An 18169-nucleotide genomic window follows, 5' to 3' on the forward strand; every position below is an offset into this window, starting at 1 on the left:
TCCTTCAGAGCCAGTGAATCAGGGGGGAATGGTCCTCGGCCGGCGCCGGCGCCGGTTGCGCCGAAGGCGTACCGAGATACAGGAAGCCGACGATGCGCTCGCCTTCGGCCAGTCCAAGCTCGCGGTGGAAGCCGTCGTCGTGCATCAGCCAACCCGACCGCCACACCCCGCCGAAGCCCTGGGCCTGGGCCGCCATCTGCATGGCCATGACCGTGCAGCCGGCGGACAGGATCTGGTCGAACACCGGGACCACGTCGCTGACCCGTGGCACGGCCACCACGATGACGACCAACGGCGCGCGATGGGGCAAACGCGGCGCACGTTCCACCACCGCGTCGGGTTTGCCGGCGGCCAGGGCGGCACGCAACATGGCCTGTCCCAGACGGTCACGACCATCGCCACCCGCCACCAAAAAACGGAACGGCCGCAAATGCAGGAAGTCGGGCACCCGCAACGCCGCCTGGAAGATGGCGTCCAGCGCCGCCCCGTCCGGCCCCGGTTCGGTCAACGCATGGCACGAGCGACGGTTGAGCAGCAACGACAGGCCAGGACTCAGCTCCATGACGGCAAATCCTCCTCGATACGGCCGCCGTGACGCAGGCGGTCGCGCAGTTCCATCAGGCCGGCATCCACCCGTTCCAGACGTTGCAGCGCACGGCGTTCCGCCGCCGACGTTTCCAGGATTTCGGCGATGCCGCCGCCGCGCAGCACCACACGGCGGTCGCCACGCAACGCCAGCAACGGGTCGTGGGTGGCGACCAACACGATCTTGTCGCCCGCCACCAACAGGCCCAGCGCCCGTGAACGATCCACCCCGGCGTTCTCGATCTCGTCGATCAGCACCACCGGCGATTCCGACAGCAACGCCACGTCGGCGATCATCAGCGCCCGCGTCTGGCCGCCCGACAATTGAGTCAGCGCGGTGTCGGGAGCGAATTTCTCGCCGGTCAGGTCGTTGGCGCAGGCGATGACACGGGCGGTGACCGCCTCCACCTCCGTCACGCCGCGGACCTGGGCATGCATGGCGACGAATTCCGCCACCGGAAGATCGACCACGAAATTCATGTTTTGCGACAATTGCGCCACCAGCTTGCATTCGGGGGCGAATCGCGCCTGCGGCGACGGCGGCGCGCCGTCCACCAGCACCACCCGGCCGGTGGGGGTGTCGCCTTGGGCGAGGCATTCGATGTCGGCCAACAGGCGGCTTTTCCCCGAGCCGGTGGGGCCGACGATGCAGGTAGTCTGGCCGGGACGCAGGACCAGTTCGGCCACTTCCGGCTGTCCGTGGCGATCGTGGCCGCCGCGCAGCACCAGATTGCGCGGAGCCGAGGCCACGCTTTTTTTCCGCCCCATCAAACGCGCCACATGGTCGGCCAGTTGCTCGCCGTCCAGTCCCAGTTCGGCCAGTTCCTCCTCGCCCAACCCGGCCAGCCACTCGTCCAACGTCAGCTCGGGCCGCAACGGCAACGGCAACCCGGCCAGGAACTCGGCCACGGCGGCATGCGCCGCCATCAGCATCCCAAGGCTATGGGAGGTCATCGAACCTCATCCTCTTGACGTTGCCGCGATGATGAACGTCACCGATGGCGGTTTCGCCCACGCAATAGGGACACACCGCCGACGGCATGGCGAAACGCAACCGGCGACCGTCCAGCGTTTCCACTTGTGGGGCACGGGCCAGATGCCATGCCACCTCCATTGCCCCCTGGCCGGTGATGCCGTTGCAGAACACCGTGGCGGCACGGGGATTGGCCAGACGCAGGTTGAAGGCGAAGACCTCACGTTCGGCCTGGCTGACGATGTCGCCCTTGGTCACCACCACCAGATCGGCCAGACGCAGCATGGGGCCGATCTTGGCCGGAGTACGGATTCCCGCCAGCACGTCCACCACGCACACCGCCAGGACACCATCAAGATGGGGCGAACAGCGGTTGCACAGGCCGGCACTCTCACTGACCAGCAAATCCAGTCCCCGCCGTTCGCCCCAGGCCAGACAGGCCTCGATGTTGGTGACGAAGAAATGATCCGGGCATAATCCACCCGACAAACCGACCCGCGACGGCAGCCCGGCCCGCGCATACAAATCCTGGTCGGCGGTGGACAGGGAATCGAACTTCACCACCCCGGCCGCGACGCCGTCGTCGCGCAGCACGGCCAGCGCCCGCGAGATGACCGAGGTCTTGCCCACCGAGGGCGGCCCGGCGACAGTGACCAACCGCGGCGGCGCCATCAGCCGCCCCAGACTTCGAAGAACAGCCGTCCGATTCGTGCCGCGCGCTCGGTCATGCCGCCCGCCCGCACCCGCTCCCAACCCGGCCATTTCAGCCGCGCGCCCGTCGGGAACGCCCCGGCCAGGGGGGCGATGGTGGGCGGATAACAGTTGCGCGCCAGCACGGAACCGAACGCCGCACCGGTCAGCATCTCGACCAACGGCGACAGCCGCTCGGCCGCCTCGGGCCGCAGGGTGAAACCGATGGGCATGGCGTAAGCGCCGTCCTCGGGCCACACCACCGACACATGACGACGCCGGGGCGCCATCTCCGCCTGCAACCACGGCAACACCATGACCGTGCCGCCCAGGCCACCCGCACCGCCGGCGGTGCGGGTGCTGACCACATTGTGCTGCAATCCCTTGGTGGCGGCGGCGAAAGCGCAAAGACCGTCGTCTCCGAACTCCTCGGCCAGACAGAACAACAGGAACTGGTTGTAATCGCCATAGGGCTGGTCCGCGCCAGGGCGCCAACCGCCGAACACCACTTGGCCCCGCCACTCAGGCGCCAACAGATCGACCCACCGCCGGGGCGGCGCACGTCCATCCAAGCGAAGGTGGTCCACCAGGAACACCATGGGAATGGCCGCGAACGTGACGAAGCTCCCCAGGGGGTCCATCAACTCGCGACAGGCCGGGTCGGCCGCCGCCACGGCCGGCCCGGCCTGTGCGGCCTCGGCCAGCAGGCGTTCGCATGCCGGCTCGGGCGTCCACGGCGTCACCACCATGGAAGGCCAGGATTGGGGGGGCCGCGCCAGGATGTCGAAGGGGGCATACCAGGCGCCGCCCATGGCGGCGGACAGCCGCAGGCGATGCCTTAGAGCCACCGGCTCCACCGCCTGCTTGAACGGCCGCCGCAGCGGCAACGGCATGCGGGCCAGCAAATCCAGGCCATCGGAAGACGAAGCCTTGCATTCTCCGGCAATGTGCGCACGCCCCAGGAACATCCACTCGCTCCGCACACAACAAAACACTAGACAAGAATTTCTCGAATCTGCAATGAATGTCAACGACAAAACAATATATCAACAAAATAACCATCGTAGCACTTCAAACATTCAAATGTCGAAGATGCGACATCTTACATTGCCGAACTTTTACATTGACGTAAGAAGGGGATAAAAATGTACATTCCCGTCATTTCCGCCACCAAGACACCCTCTGTCCCCTTGCGCTTTCCCACCGAGCCAAAGCGCACCCGCATCCTCTATCTGGCCCGCTTCGCCCCCGACGAGCCGGTGCTGGCGCAAAAGCCGGATACCCACGCCGCCGGGTATTCCCAATACCATTTCAACCTGTTCACCGAATTGCAGGGCATCGGCTACGACGTGCGCTCAAGCTCCAAGCCCTATGCGGCGTGGATGGCGGGCGGCAACGTGGATTTCGTGTTCTCGCTGTTGAACCGCATGCCCATGCGCAATCCCGAGATTCATGTCCCCTCGGTGTGCGAGTACCAGCACCTGCCCCATCTGGGGGCGCCGCCCAACATCCGGGCTCTGGCCGAAGACAAGTTCCTGAGCAAGCTGGCCTTCCGCGCTCTTGGCCTGCCGGTGGCCGAAGGCCGGGCCTATGCGCCGGGGCAGGAACTAACGCCACCGGATTTCACCGGCCCCTATTTCGTCAAGGACCGCTTCGGCGCCGCCTCGGAAGGCATCGCCGCCGACAGTCTGCAAGACAGTTGGCAAGGCACGATACCGGTCATCCAACGTTTCCACGCCCAAGGACGCGAGGCCCTGGTCGAGCGCTATTGCCCCGGTGTCGACGTCACCGTGCCGGTGATCGGCCATGCCCCCTATCTGGTCCTTGGCCATGTGGCGCCGCAATCGGACGAAGTGGGCGGCATCCTGACCGAAAGCCTGAAGGTGGACGACCATCTCGGCAACCGGCTGGTGAGCCTGGACGCCGCCACCGCCGCCGCCGTGGAAGAAGACGTCGCGACGCTGTGGCGCAACCTTGGCCCCATCGACTATTTCCGCGTCGATTACCGTTGGAACCCCGCCACCGGCACCCGGACCGTGCTGGAAATCAACATCTGTTGCTATTTCGGCCGCCACGGCGCCCTGGCCTTGGCGGGAAGCCAATGGGGGTTCTCGCGCCGCGACCTGCTGGCCCATGTGGTGGAATACAGCCTGGCCCGCCAACACACCACCCATAGCCATTACCGCTGGATGATATGACTTGCAGCGGACACAAAAAGGGGGAGCACGAAGGCAAGGGGTTTACACAGCCATTATGCGTCACGACCAAGCTTGGCCCGGCCATCCGCGATGTCCGCTGTGGGCCGGAAGCGGAAGGGCGGGTTTTGGAGGTGGGAGCGGTAAAGCGGACCTTTGGAATTGGGTGCCGTGGCGCCGTAACTAGATGGGGTGTTGATCGTGCGCGTTTTGCATGGCGCGCGGAACTTGGCGGAGGCATTCGGGAAAGATTGACCTGATGCGCTTTTTGATGGAAGCTCCCCGCAAAGTCACAAACACTTCGATCTAAGAGGTTTGGTTATGGAAAGACGGTATGCGAAACCTCCGCAAGACCCGCCACTGACGAAGAGCTTGCGCGAAGGGGTGACGAATTCGGCCGATGTGCAACGTCCTCCCGCAAGACCCGCGCCGAAGCCTCCGACACAGCAACCGCCTGCCGATACACCAAAGAAGTAGTCAGATGCTGATGGTTGCCTTTGTAGCAGGCCAAAAATGAAGTAGTACCCAAACAGCAACGCCAACAACAGGGGCGGCGCAAGCAAGCGCAGCCCCTCTCTTTTGGAGCTTACTGCATCGCTTGTTGACACCGATATTGTGATCGATCCGCTCTTGGTAATTTTGTGCATGGTATAAAAGGGTTTCTGCACGCGAACCAAACAAAGTCTCGCCATTCAGCCAGCTTTTCGGATGAATGCCCGCGACGTGAAAGTTTGTCGGCCAAAGAGCTGCGACGCAAAACAGGCTGCCGACGAACAGAAACAGGGCACAAATAACCCCGCCGCCAATGATTGCCGCCCCCATCCCACTACTCACGGCGGCAGCAACGGCGGCTAAGGTCGCAACGGTTCCCGTGGTAAAAATGCCCGCCAATGTGGCTGCCCTTTGATCTGCAGCAATGCTGATTGTCAGCATGGATTGCAGGTGCAGCTCCGACAGCCGAATAATTTCTTGGGCGACCTCGACGGGAGCGCGCTTGTAGGCGGAACTCATTACGGCACCTCTTACCTTCACACCTTGTGCGGGGAACGGAATAACATTTTTTTGCAGGCCGTGATTGCAGGATATTTTCCAGATACGCGGCCCACACGTCGAGGGCACGGCGCTTCTCTGGGACATAGAGTTACGGTGACGCTCCACTCAGTTCGGCAAAGTCCGTTATCGGAAACTCTGCGCGCCCTTCGGAATGTCGTAGATGGGCGCAAAGCGGACCATTCGTTCGCGCCAATGCCCAAATACATGGCTGGCCGGGCCAAGCCCGGCCATGACGTTTTTAGGCTCGAAGATTTCTTCGCTGGTTGAAAACGCCAAAACCGAGAGGGCGCCTCACTCTCGCGAGGCGCCCTCAACACTTATTGTAAGCCCCTGGGCAGGAGCTCCCCCTTTGGCAAAAGCGACGGTTGCCCGTGCCTTAGAACGATAGCGCCTTGGCCTGGACCACCTGCGGCAGGGCGCGCACTTCCTCAAGGATGACGTCGGTCAACGGCTGATCGACCTGGGTCAACAAGATGGCGTCGCCGCCGGCTTCGGCCCGGCCCAGATGGAAGGTGGCGATGTTGACGCCATGCTGGCCCAACAGCGAACCGAGCGCGCCGATGAAGCCGGGCTTGTCCTGGTTGGTGACGTAAAGCACATGCTCGCCCAGTTCGGCCTCGATCGGAATGCCCTTGATCTCGACCACACGCGGCTTGTCGCCGCCGAACAAGGTGCCTGCCACCGAACGCGAACGCACCTCGGTGGTGACGGTGACGCGGATCAGGGTGTGGTAGTCGCCCTCGCGCGCGTTCTTGGTCTCGGACACGTCGATGTTACGGTCCTTGGCGATCACCGGCGCGTTGACCATGTTGACCGTCTCCACCATGGGCTTCAAAAGCCCCTCGAGGATGATGGCGGTCAGCGGCTTGGTGTTCAGCCCGGCGACGACGCCCACATATTCGATCGACACCGCCTTGAGGGCGTTCTCGGTCAACTGGCCGGCGAAGCTTCCCAACTGGCCGGCAAGCTTCATGTAGGGGCGGAGCTTGGGCGCGTCCTCGGCCGAAACCGAAGGCATGTTGAGCGCGTTGACCACGGCGCCCGTCAACAGATAATCCGCCATCTGTTCGGCCACCTGAAGCGCCACGTTTTCCTGGGCTTCCGAGGTCGAGGCGCCGAGATGCGGCGTGCACACCACGTGCTCGTTGCCGAACAGGATGTTCTCCTTGGCCGGCTCGGCCTTGAACACGTCGAGCGCGGCACCCGCCACCTGACCCGATTCGATGGCCGCCTTGAGGTCTTCCTCGACCAGCAGACCGCCGCGGGCGCAGTTGATGATGCGCACGCCCTTCTTCATCTTGGCGATGGCGTCGGCGCTGATGATGTTCTTGGTCGCTTCGGTCAGCGGCGTATGCAGCGTGATGAAGTCGGCCCGCGCGAACAAGGTGTCCAGATCGACCTTTTCGATGGTCAGGTCCTTGGCGCGTTCCGCCGACAGGAACGGATCATAGGCCACAACCTTCATGCGCAGGCCCAGCGCGCGGTCGGCGACGATGGCGCCGATGTTGCCGCAGCCGATGATGCCCAGCGTCTTGCCGGTCAGTTCGACGCCCATGAACTTGGACTTTTCCCACTTGCCGGCGTGGGTCGAGGCGTTGGCCTGGGGAATGTCGCGGGCCAGCGCGAACATCATGGCGATGGCGTGCTCGGCGGTAGTGACCGAATTGCCGAACGGCGTGTTCATGACCACCACACCGCGCGCGGTGGCGGCGGGAACGTCGACGTTATCGACGCCGATACCGGCGCGTCCGACCACCTTGAGGTTGCCGGCGGCGGCCAGGATGTCGGCGGTCACCTTGGTATTGGAACGGATGGCCAGACCGTCGTACTGGCCAATGATGGCCTTCAGTTCATCGGGAGCGAGGCCGGTCTTGACGTCGGCTTCGATGCCACGGTCCTTGAAGATCTGGACGGCGGCGGGGCTCAGTTTGTCGCTGATGAGAACCTTGGGCATAGCTTGTCCTTCCCCCGAGGGAGTTCGGGCGCCGCCCTGCACAAGGCGGCGCCCGTTCCGAATGTGACGATGTTTACTGGACTTTGGGCTCGAACTCCGCCTTGACCTGGGCGAAGGCCCAGTCCAACCACGGCGTCAACGCCTCGACATCCTTGGTTTCCACCGTGGCACCGCCCCACACGCGCAGCCCCGAGGGGGCGTCGCGATAGGCGCCGATGTCATAGGCGACACCTTCCTTGTCCAGGATCGAGACGATCTTCTTGGCCGCCGCCGCCTGATCGTCGGCGGACAGGCGCGCGAAGAACGGCGCCTTGATGGCGACGCAGATCGAGGTGCACGACCGGGTCGCGGGAACCTTGGCCAGGTTCTCGGCCCAATCGGAGCGGTCCATCCACGCCTGAAGCGCGGCCAGATTGGCTTCGGAGCGTTGAATCAGAGCCTTGAGGCCGCCGATCCCCTCGACCCACTTGAGCGCGTCGATCTGGTCTTCCACGGCGATCATCGACGGCGTGTTGATGGTCTCGCCCTTGAAGATGCCTTCGATCAGCTTGCCGCCCTTGGTCATGCGGAAGATCTTGGGCAACGGCCATGCCGGCTTGTAGGTCTCGAGCCGTTCGACGGCGCGCGGGCTCAGCACCAGCATGCCGTGCGCGCCCTCGCCGCCCAGCACCTTCTGCCAGGACCAGGTGACCACGTCCAGCTTGTCCCACGGCATGTCCATGGCGAACACCGCCGAGGTGGCGTCGCAGATGGTCAAACCTTCGCGGTCGGCCTTGATCCAGTCGCCGTTCGGCACGCGCACGCCGCCGGTGGTGCCGTTCCAGGTGAACACCACGTCACGGGCGAAATCCACCTGACCGAAATCGGGCAACTCGCCGTACGGCGCCTTGAAAACGCGCACGTCTTCGATCTTCAACTGCTTGGTGACGTCGGTCACCCAGCCGTCGCCAAAGCTTTCCCACGCCAGCATGTCGATGCCGCGGGCGCCCAACAACGACCACATGGCCATTTCGACGGCACCGGTGTCGGACGCCGGCACGATGCCGATACGGTAATCGGCGGGAATGCCCAGCACCGCGCGGGTGCGGGTGATCACTTCTTCAAGCTTGGCCTTGCCGATCTTGGCGCGGTGCGAACGGCCGACAGGCGTGTCGGACAACGCCTCGACCGTCCAACCCGGACGCTTGGCACAGGGACCAGAGGAAAAATTGGGATTGGCGGGCCGAACAGCCGGCCGCGAAAGCTCACTCATAAGGAAACCCTCCCTCGCAGAAGGGACGCGGCCCGTTGGGGGGCCGTGGCCCGGGCGCGAGTGTAGCAGGGCGGCGGGGGGGCGCAAGCACGGTGTTTGAGAGGGAGTCTAAGGTGGCGGGGTCACAGTCCCCACACCACCTTGGCCCCCACCGCGAACGCCGCCCACAGCAACAGCATCAGCGGCAGACCGGCCTTGGTGTAGTGGGCGAAACGATAATGGCCCGGCCCCATCACCAACAGGTTGGTCTGATAGCCGATGGGCGTGGCGAACGAGCAGTTGGAGGCCAAAATGGTGGCGATGGCGAAAAGGTGGGGGTCCAACCCCAATTGCCGGGCGATGCCGACGCCGATGGGGGTGAACAGGACGGCGGTGGCGTTGTTGGACAAGACGTTGGTCGCCACCGCCACCAAACCGAAGAACGCCACCAGAGCACCCCAAGGCCCGATATCGCCCACCGCCGCCAGCATGTGGTTGGCCAAAAACGACGCAGCGCCGGTGGCATCCATGGCCTCGCCCAAGGCCAGGGCGTTGCCGACCATCAGCACCACCTTGGTGTCGATGGCGCGGATGGCCTGACGTGGCGTCAGGGTTCCCACCGCCACCAGGATGGTCGCCGCCCCCAACGCCGCGATGGCGATGGGCAGGACGCCGAACGCCGACAGCGCCACCATGGACAGGAAGACAAAGGCTGCGCGGCGGGCATGGTGCACCTTGGGCAACGAGCCGGCGCTGCCCGACACCACCACCAGGTCGCGTTCGGCACGCAACTGGTCGATGGCGTCCCACGGCCCCATCAGCAACAGGACGTCGCCGGCCTGAAGACGGATTTCCGTGGTCGGCCCACGGATCATGCGGGCCCGGCGTTCGATGCCCAGCACCGTGACACCATGGCGTTGCAGGCCAAGCTGATCCACGGAGAAACCGGCGAAGCGCGAGGTCGGCGGGATCATCGCCTCGACCAGCACCCGTTCCCCGGCCGAGGCGTCGCGCCCGCGTGCCGCCGGCGGTTCGGCGTCGAAATCGTCTTCCTTGGCGTCGGGGACCGACAAAAGCCCCGGCAGACGCGCCGCCACGTCGGACAACGCCTTGCGCGTGCCGGCGACCATCAACTCGTCACCGGCCAGCAACTGGACGTCGTCATAGGGCGGATAAACCGGCCGGCCATCGCGCACGATCAGGTGGACGGTGATGTCGGGCAGCGACCGGAAAGTGCCGGCGGCGGCGGTCTCCCCCTCGAGGGCGGAACCGGCGCCAACGGTACACTGCGACACGAATTGCTTGCCCTGGCCCAGAAGATGTCCGGCCAGCCCGGCGGTGCCCTTGGGCAACAGCCGGGGCATCACGAAAACCACGTAAACGAAGCCGACCGCCGCCACCAGCAAGCCCATGGGGGTCTGGTCGAAGAAATCGAGTCCGGGAAGCCCCTGGGCGATCAACGCCGAGGACACCAAAAGGTTGGTCGAGGAACCGATCAGCGTGGTCATACCGCCCAGGATGGCGACAAACGACAGCGGCATCATCACCCGCGACGACGCCAGCCCGCCGCGCTGGGCCATCGCCTGAAGCACCGGCAGGAACATCACCACCACGGGGGTATCGTTGATGAAGGCGCTGGCCACACCGACCACCGCCAGCGCCAGCAACAGCATCGCCCAATTGGGCAGGCGCAGATGGCCGACGCCGTCGGCCAGCTTGTCCAGAGCGCCGGTGCGCGACAGCGCCTCGGCCACCACCAGCAAGGCCATCACCGTCAGAAGCGCCGGATTGCCGAAACCGGCCAGCAAGGCGCCGGGCGTCAACTGATTCTTGCCGGCCGCGTCAGCCACCGGAAACAGATGGAACGCCAACATCATCACCGACAACATGCCGATGGACACCACCTCGACCGGCAGTTTCTCGCTGACGTAAAGCCCCAGGGCGAGCCCGAGAAGGGCCAGCGTCAACCAGACCTGAGGCGTCGCCGCCGCGATGTTCGCGTAATCCACCCGTCCCTCATCATTTCGTCCCAATCCCATCTCAATAGCAAAAAAACCCTCGCCGCCACTACCGCCTTCACATGACGGAGCACCGGCGGCTCACATCTTTATTCAAGGACAAGGAAACGCGGTGACGACGTCCGAGGCGTCGTTGGGGCTGAGGGCCAGCGGCGGCAGACAGGCGACGCCCTGGGCATGGCCGCCTTGCAGGGCCAGATTGATCATGCCGTCAAGGGCACGCGGCCGGACGTGGCGGCGTGCTTGGGCGAAACGAATCCGCCCGCGCCGCACCGACAGCGGGAAACACCATGTCAGCAAACGTTGCGCCCCAGCGGGAGAAACGACGTAGGCGATGGTTCCCCAGACCGCGCGCACCGGGTGCAAGGCCGGCTTGGCCCGCCGGGCCGAAGCGGCGAAAGCGGCATGAAAGTCGGAGGATTCGTTTTGCCAGCCGAAATAGCTTTCCATCACCATGCCCTCGGGCAGGGTCAGGGCCAGCGGCGCGTTGGTGTTGTAGCCAAGAAACAGGATGTCGGCCCGGTCCAGCACGCGGGCCAGGCCGGGCAGAAGATGGGTCAGCCCGCCATGCAGACAGGCGTCGTCCTCGCAGATCAGCCGGGAAGCCCCTTCCGCCACCACGGCTTGCCATTGGGCGCGGTGGGACAGCGCGTTGCCCAGCGCCCCGTCGCTGAACATGGCGTTGTCGCGGTCCAGCAATCCTTCCGCCATCAGGCCGGCGCGGTCCATCCCCGCCCCGTCCACCGCCGCCACGACCTGGAAATCCAGATCGTGGCCGCCGTTCCACGCCATGAAACGGGACAGCCGTTCGGGCCGGCGAACAAGGTTGAGGACAACCGCCTTCATGGCCTCAAGGTGCCGGCCACGAAAGGCCGCACATGGCCGCCGATACACACGCGCTCGCCCCGATCCTCGACCCACAGGGTGCCGCCGCGCCGCGACAACTGACGGGCCACCAGAGCGGCCTTGCCCAGACGCTTGGCCCAGAACGGCGCCAGCACGCAATGGGCGGACCCGGTCACCGGGTCCTCGACCACTCCCCAACGCGGCGCGAAGAAACGCGACACGAAATCCACCTCTCCCGCACCCGGCGCGGTGACGATCAGCGCCCGCCTGGACAACGACGCCACCCCCGCCATGTCGGGCACCAGCGCCGCCACCGCGTCGGCGCTGTCCAGCACGCACAACAGATGGTCCTTGGTCGCCAGCACCTCGCGCACCGGCTTGGCCAGGATGCGTTCGATATCCTCGGGGAACACCGTGGGACGCGGCGCGTTGGCCGGGAAATCCAGCACCAGCCGGCCGCCGTCGCGGGTCACGGTCAAGGGGCCGCTTTTCGAGGCGAAAACCACCTCGTCCCCCGGCTCCACATGGGTCAGAACCACCCAGGCCGCGGCCAGGGTGGCGTGGCCGCACAAATCCACCTCGACCTTAGGCGTGAACCAGCGGACGCGCCAGCCGCCCGCTTCCTTGACCACGAAGGCGGTTTCCGACAGCGCGTTCTGGGCCGCCACCCCCTGCATCCAATCCTCGGGCCGCCAATCGGGCAGCACGACCACCGCCGCCGGGTTGCCGGTGAACGGCGCCGCGTCGGCGAAGGCGTCAACGTGCCAGAAAGGAAAACCCGTCATGCCCTGAACTCCGAAACCGTGTGCAAATGGTTGAGCGGCCCATGACCATGGCCCAGACCCGGCGCCGTCTCGATGGCCTTGCGGACATAGGCCCGTGCACGGACCACCGCGTCGTGCAGGTCCATCCCCTGGGCCAGACCGCAGGCGATGGCCGAAGCCAGCGTGCAGCCGGTGCCATGGGTCGAACTGGTGTGGATGCGCTGACCAGCGAAAGCGGTCAGCTTGCCCGGTTCGGCCAACAGGTCGACCAGTTCGTCGCCTTGCATGTGCCCGCCCTTGAGCAGCACCGCCTTGGGCCCCAACGCCAACAGGTCGCGCGCCGCCTGTTCCATGGCCGCAAGGTCGGGAATGGCCCGGCCCAGCAGCACCTCGGCCTCGGGAATGTTGGGAGTGATCAGCGTCGCGCGCCGCACCAGCCGTTCGACCAGGGCTTGGGCCGCGTCGTCCTGCAACAGCGGCGCCCCCCCCTTGGCCACCATCACCGGATCGACCACCAAGGGTACGGCGGCGGCGAAGCGGTCGATGGCGCCGGCCACCGCCTCGATGATCGGCACCGTCGCCAGCATACCGGTCTTCAGACAATCGGCGCCGATGTCACCCAGAACAAGTTCCATCTGCTGCACGATGAAATCCGTCGGCACGGCATGCACGCCGAACACCCCTTGGGTGTTCTGGGCGGTAAGCGCGGTTATGGCGGTGGCGGCATAGCCGTCAAGCGCCGAAACCGCCTTGATGTCGGCCTGGATGCCGGCGCCGCCGCCGGAATCTGAACCGGCGACAATAAGAACGCGACCTTTCATGCGCCCTCCAACAACGGGAATGGCCACATGATAGATAAACCGCGCGGAATGTGAAGGTCAGGCGGCGACATCCTTGATGGCGGCGACGATGTCGTCCACCACCGATTCCACCAACGGCTTGTCCTCGCCCTCGGCCATGACGCGGATCAACGGTTCGGTACCCGACTTGCGGATCAGCACCCGGCCCGACCCGTTCAGGCGGTTTTCGCCCTCGGCGATGGCCGCCTTGACCTTGGCCTCGCCCAGAACCGTCTCGGGCTGACCGGAGACGCGCACGTTCTTCAACACCTGCGGAAAGGGATCGAACAGCCGCAACACCTGGGATGCCGGCTTGCCCGAATCGACGATGGCCGCCAGCACCTGAAGCGCCGCCACCAGACCGTCACCGGTGGTCGAATGGTCGGACAGGATGATGTGGCCCGATTGCTCGCCACCGACGTTGATGCCGTCCCGACGCATGCGTTCCAGCACATAGCGGTCGCCGACACCGGTTCGGTGCAGGTCGATGCCGTGCCCGCCAAGGAACTTTTCCAGCCCCATGTTGGACATCACCGTCGCCACCACGGCGTTGCCGCGAAGTTGGCCGGACGCCTTCCAACTGGCGCCGATCAGGCCCATGACCTGATCGCCGTCGATGATGGCGCCGTGTTCGTCGCACAGGACCACCCGGTCGGCGTCGCCGTCGAGCGCGATGCCGAGATGGGCGCCGTGGGTCACCACCTGAGTCCGCAAGGCCTCGGTATGCAGCGACCCGCAATCCTTGTTGATGTTGAAGCCGTCGGGGTTGACCGCCACCGGAACCACCTCGGCGCCCAGTTCCCACAGCACGGTGGGCGCGACCTTGTAGGCGGCGCCGTTGGCGCAGTCGACCACGATCTTGAGGCCGTCGAGCCGCAATCCGCGCGGAAAGCTGCCCTTGGCGTATTCGATGTAGCGGCCGACCGCGTCGTCCAGACGCTTGGCCTTGCCCAGATGGTCCGATCCGACGCGATAGGATTCCAGGCCGTTGAACATCTTGTGCTCGATCGCGGCCTCGTCCTCGTCCGACAGCTTGAAGCCGTCGGGACCGAACAGCTTGATGCCGTTGTCCTGATAGGGATTGTGCGACGCCGAGATCATGACGCCAAGATCGGCACGCAAGGACCGGGTCAGCATGGCCACCGCCGGCGTCGGCAGCGGCCCCAACAGCACCACGTCCATGCCGACCGCGATGAAGCCGGCGGTCAACGCCGGTTCGAGCAGATAACCCGACAGGCGGGTGTCCTTGCCGATCACCACCACATGACGATGGGAACCGCGGGTGAAGTGACGGCCGGCGGCCATGCCCAGCTTCAACGCCGTCTCGGCGGTCATGGGGTCCAGGTTGGCGGTGCCACGAATGCCGTCGGTGCCGAAAAGCTTGCGCGTCATGCCCGTCACGATTCCACAACATGAATAAGGGGTCATTGCATAGCGCGATTGTCCCCGTCATGGGAAGGGGGTAGCCGATAAAGCTTTGTTTCACTTTGCAACAATCGGGACAAACCACCCTTGTCTTCGCGCCGGCCAAGTGAGCGTCTCGACAGCTAGGGGGGGCTCGGGCACCATGGGGCGCCACCCCATGCCGCCAGGACCGCCCCCCGATGTTGTACGCCTATGACCATTATCTGTTCGCCGCCCTTGCCCTGTTCGGCACGTTGGGGGCGTGCGGCGCCGGTCTGTGGCTGGGACGGTCCCGCCATGGCGCCGCCATCCGCGACTGGCGGGGGTTGTCGCCGCCCTTCGTCAACGTCATCGGCGTGCTGTTCGCCCTGACCCTGGCGTTCCTGGCCAACGACACCTGGAACGCCCACGACCGCGCCACCAACGCGGTGTTCCAGGAAGCCGGGGCACTCAAATCCATCCAGGCGCTGTCGCGCCACCTGCCCGAGACGACGCGGGCCAAGGTCGACCGCGCCATTCAGGCCTATGTCCGGTCGACGGTCGAAGGGGAATGGCCACGCCTTGCCCATCGCCAAGGCAACCCCGAGACCTCCGAGGCGTTGGCCGGGCTGTTGGAAGTCCTGTCGGGGCCGGAGGTCGCGGCCAGCCTGCACCCCACCAGCCATGCCCAGGTCCTGGAACAGGCGATCACCGTGCGCAACGCCCGCGAACAGCGCATGGCGCTCAGCCAGACCCACGTCAACCCGCTGAAATGGCTGGGCATGGCCTTTCTGGGACTGGTGACCATGATTTCCATTTCCATGGTCTACGTGGACCAGCCCAAGGCCGAGTTGCTGGCCGTGCTGTTGTTCACCGCCGCCGCCGGCCCCACCGCCGCCATCGTCCTGGTCCAGGGCAACCCCTATCTGGAACCGGGGGCGGTCCGGCCGACGCCGTTGGCCGAGATGATCGTGAAATGATTGACAACGCCCCGTCGGCAGGCGCAGCATGCGCCCCATGATTACGTTCGTTTCCTTCGCGCAGTATTGGTGGTGGACCGCATAACCGGCGGCCGTACCTGTCTTCGCGTCTGAAGCAGACCCAACAAAGGCCGCCACGGGGAACCGGGCGGCTTTCGTATTTTCTCCCCTCTCGTTCGGTCTTCCCCCTGGCGGCACCCCGCAGGAGAGAGACCCGTCATGATTCCGCCCTTTTCCCCCGCCGCCGGCCATTTCGTCACTCAGGGCGGCCTGACCGTCGACCGTGCCGTCGACGTGCTGCCCGATGGCCCCGCCGCCATCGCCGATTTGGCCGAACGCCTGGACCATGGCCACGGCCTGTTGATGGTGTGCGACGTGGCGGTGGCCGGCCGTTACCGGCCGCGCGCCGTGGGCTTCGACGCACCGCCGCTGATGGTGGTGGCGCGCGGCCGCGAGGTGACGCTTGAGGCCCTGAACCGCCGGGGCGAGGTGTTGTTGCCGTTGCTGGCCCAGGCGCTGGAGTTGGAACAGAACTCCCCGGTCCTGGCCGGGGGCACCATGGCCGACAGCGGCGAACCGGTGGACGAAGCCGGCCGCACCCGCCGGGCTTCGGTGTTCACCCTGGTCCGGCGATTGCGCGACCTGTTCTTTGCCGAGGACGAACGCCATCTTGGTCTCTATGGCGCCTTCGGCTACGACCTTGCCCAACAGGTGGACCCGCTGCGGCAACACCTGATCCGGCCGGCGGACCAGCGCGACATGGTGCTGTACCTACCCGACCGGCTGTTACTGGCCGATCCCGAGGGCGGGCCGGCGCATCTGGTCCGCTATGAATTCAGCAAGGGCTTCGTCACCACCAGCGGCCGCCGGCGCGAGCCCCAGGCGGCGCCGGTACGCGCCGACCGGGCCAACACCGCCATGGATTCCCACCGCCCCGGCGACTATGCCCAGGTGGTGCGTCAGGCGCTTGAGCATTTCCGGCGCGGCGACCTGTTCGAGGCGGTGCCGTCCCAGACCTTCGCCCGCCCCTGCGCCCTGACGCCAAGCGTACTGTTCCACCGCCTGCGCGCCGCCAACCCGGCCCCGCACGGCCTGTTGGCCAATCTGGGCGAAGGCGAGGCGTTGATCTCGGCCAGCCCGGAAATGTTCGTGCGCGTCCAGGGCGAGCGGGTGGAAACCGCCCCCATCTCGGGCACAGTGGCACGCGGCGCGGACGCCTTGGGCGACGCCGACGCGGTGTTGCGGCTGTTATCCGACGCCAAGGAAACCGCCGAATTGACCATGTGCACCGACGTCGACCGCAACGACAAGGCCCGCATCTGCCTGCCTGGGAGCGTGCGCGTGGTTGGCCGACGACAGGTGGAGATATATTCGCGCCTCATCCATACGGTTGACCATGTGGAAGGACAATTGCGCCCCGGCATGGACGCGCTCGACGCGTTCCTGGCCCATGCCTGGGCGGTGACGGTGACCGGCGCCCCCAAAAAGGCCGCCATGCAATTCGTCGAGGACCACGAGACCAGCCCGCGCCAGTGGTACGGCGGCGCCTTCGGCGCGGTGCTGATGAATGGCGACCTGGATAGCGGATTGACGCTGCGCACCATCCGTCTGAAGAACGGCGTGGCCGAGGTGCGGGCGGGCGCCACCTTGCTGATCGACAGCCAGCCGGAATCCGAGGAACGGGAATGCGCGCTCAAGGCGTCGGCCCTGTTGGCGGTGCTGGACGACATCCCACCGACGGTGGCGCGGCCGGCCCCGTCCTTGCCCCATGCCGGCCGCCGGGTGCTGGTGATCGACCACGAGGACAGCTTCGTCCACACCCTGGCCGATTACTTCCGCCAGTTCGGCGCCGAGACGCGGGTGGTGCGCCAGCCGGCGGCCCGCGCCGCCTTCGCCGCCTTCGCCCCCGATCTGGTGGTGCTGTCGCCGGGACCGGGCCGTCCCCAGGATTTCCACCTATCCGACACCATCCAGGCGGCGCTGGACCACGGCGCGGCGGTGTTCGGCATCTGCCTGGGGCTTCAGGGCATGGTGGAACATTTCGGCGGGCACCTGAACCTTGGCGCTCCGGCACACGGCCAGCCGGCCGAGATCAAGGTGTTGGGCGGCACCCTGTTCGCCGGCCTGCCCGCCAGCTTCCGCGCCGGGCGATACCACAGCCTGCACGCCGACCGCGCCAGTTTGCCCGCCTGTCTGGAGGTCACGGCGGAATTGGCCGAAGACGGCATGGTGATGGCTGTCGAGCACCGAGCCTTGGCATTGGCGGCGGTACAGTTCCACCCGGAATCGCTGTTGACGCTGGGCGACGGCAACGGCCTTGCGCTGATCGGCAACGTGCTGGAACGCCTGCGGCCGGAAAGGGCACGGGCGGCGTGAAACCTCTACAACCTTTGTTGCGCCAAAGACGCGGTTGAGTGACACTTCCGCGCGCAGGACCTTTGGCAGGGGGATGTGGTGGCGTATTGGCTGTATCGACATGACAAGAAATTCGTGGGGAACAACCTGACAATCAGAAACACTCCCTTCGAAAACGGCGCCTTCATTCTCCATTGGGCGGTGGATCAGGGAATTTGCGGCTATGCCACAAGTCACGGCAAAGAAGGAATCGCTGGATTTGAAATCCTTACCTTCAAGAAGCCGAAACGTCCTATCGCTACC

General features: G+C 65.5%; 15 protein-coding genes. 3 read left to right on the forward strand and 12 right to left on the reverse strand.

Annotated features, from left to right (window positions below; all coding sequences use genetic code 11):
• Positions 1-4 precede the first annotated feature (4 nt).
• The 4 genes from G4223_RS04080 to G4223_RS04095 are packed head-to-tail and all read right to left on the reverse strand — an operon-like array spanning position 5 to position 3216.
• On the reverse strand, positions 5-562 hold the full coding sequence (locus G4223_RS04080) for a nitroreductase family protein (RefSeq protein ID WP_163675379.1): 558 nt from the start codon (positions 560-562) through the stop codon (positions 5-7).
• The gene (locus G4223_RS04085; protein ID WP_163675382.1) at positions 553-1539 is read right to left on the reverse strand and encodes an ATP-binding cassette domain-containing protein; all 987 of its coding nucleotides are present in this window, start codon (positions 1537-1539) and stop codon (positions 553-555) included. The genes G4223_RS04080 and G4223_RS04085 overlap by 10 nt, the downstream gene beginning before the upstream one ends.
• On the reverse strand, positions 1526-2230 hold the full coding sequence (locus G4223_RS04090) for a GTP-binding protein (RefSeq protein WP_163675386.1): 705 nt from the start codon (positions 2228-2230) through the stop codon (positions 1526-1528). The genes G4223_RS04085 and G4223_RS04090 overlap by 14 nt, the downstream gene beginning before the upstream one ends.
• Positions 2230-3216 (reverse strand): ABC transporter substrate-binding protein, encoded by a 987-nt coding sequence (locus tag G4223_RS04095; protein WP_163675389.1) that lies wholly within the window; start codon positions 3214-3216, stop codon positions 2230-2232. Before G4223_RS04095 ends, G4223_RS04090 begins: the two co-directional genes overlap by 1 nt.
• Positions 3217-3393: 177 nt before the next feature.
• Between G4223_RS04095 and G4223_RS04100 the strand changes: the two genes are divergently transcribed.
• Entirely contained in the window at positions 3394-4446 is a 1053-nt protein-coding gene (locus tag G4223_RS04100) for a D-alanine--D-alanine ligase family protein (protein ID WP_241003938.1), read from the forward strand.
• A gap of 474 nt (positions 4447-4920) precedes the next feature.
• Here the strand turns inward: G4223_RS04100 and G4223_RS04105 are convergent, their stop codons facing one another.
• The 8 genes from G4223_RS04105 to glmM all read right to left on the reverse strand — a co-directional run bounded on the left by G4223_RS04105 (position 4921) and on the right by glmM (position 14540).
• Positions 4921-5454 carry a hypothetical protein gene (locus G4223_RS04105; protein ID WP_163675392.1) on the reverse strand — a complete coding sequence of 178 codons (534 nt, stop codon included), beginning with the start codon at positions 5452-5454 and terminating at the stop codon, positions 4921-4923.
• 418 nt (positions 5455-5872) lie between these two features.
• Positions 5873-7450 (reverse strand): phosphoglycerate dehydrogenase, encoded by a 1578-nt coding sequence (gene serA / locus G4223_RS04110; protein ID WP_163675395.1) that lies wholly within the window; start codon positions 7448-7450, stop codon positions 5873-5875.
• A 73-nt stretch (positions 7451-7523) separates the two neighbouring features.
• A complete protein-coding gene (locus tag G4223_RS04115; RefSeq protein WP_163675398.1) occupies positions 7524-8702 on the reverse strand; it encodes a phosphoserine transaminase in 1179 nt (392 codons plus the stop codon).
• 122 nt (positions 8703-8824) lie between these two features.
• Positions 8825-10690 carry an SLC13 family permease gene (locus tag G4223_RS04120; RefSeq protein WP_338086808.1) on the reverse strand — a complete coding sequence of 622 codons (1866 nt, stop codon included), beginning with the start codon at positions 10688-10690 and terminating at the stop codon, positions 8825-8827.
• A gap of 102 nt (positions 10691-10792) precedes the next feature.
• Positions 10793-11545 carry a glycosyltransferase family 25 protein gene (locus G4223_RS04125; protein ID WP_163675403.1) on the reverse strand — a complete coding sequence of 251 codons (753 nt, stop codon included), beginning with the start codon at positions 11543-11545 and terminating at the stop codon, positions 10793-10795.
• Positions 11542-12330, reverse strand: coding sequence for a PhzF family phenazine biosynthesis protein (locus G4223_RS04130; RefSeq protein ID WP_163675407.1), 789 nt, complete (start codon positions 12328-12330; stop codon positions 11542-11544). Before G4223_RS04130 ends, G4223_RS04125 begins: the two co-directional genes overlap by 4 nt.
• Positions 12327-13130 (reverse strand): bifunctional hydroxymethylpyrimidine kinase/phosphomethylpyrimidine kinase, encoded by an 804-nt coding sequence (gene thiD, locus G4223_RS04135; RefSeq protein ID WP_163675410.1) that lies wholly within the window; start codon positions 13128-13130, stop codon positions 12327-12329. Before thiD ends, G4223_RS04130 begins: the two co-directional genes overlap by 4 nt.
• Positions 13131-13187: 57 nt before the next feature.
• The gene (glmM, locus tag G4223_RS04140) at positions 13188-14540 is read right to left on the reverse strand and encodes a phosphoglucosamine mutase (RefSeq protein WP_163675413.1); all 1353 of its coding nucleotides are present in this window, start codon (positions 14538-14540) and stop codon (positions 13188-13190) included.
• 212 nt (positions 14541-14752) lie between these two features.
• Here glmM and G4223_RS04145 point away from each other — a divergent pair, with 212 nt between their 5' ends.
• Positions 14753-15511: a bestrophin-like domain gene (locus tag G4223_RS04145; protein WP_163675416.1), complete on the forward strand. Its 759-nt coding sequence runs from the start codon at positions 14753-14755 to the stop codon at positions 15509-15511.
• Positions 15512-15730: 219 nt separating this feature from the next.
• On the forward strand, positions 15731-17887 hold the full coding sequence (locus tag G4223_RS04150) for an anthranilate synthase component I (RefSeq protein WP_163675419.1): 2157 nt from the start codon (positions 15731-15733) through the stop codon (positions 17885-17887).
• Positions 17888-18169: the final 282 nt, after the last annotated feature.

Source organism: Magnetospirillum aberrantis SpK (assembly GCF_011022235.1).
GTDB lineage: Bacteria > Pseudomonadota > Alphaproteobacteria > Rhodospirillales > Magnetospirillaceae > Magnetospirillum > Magnetospirillum aberrantis.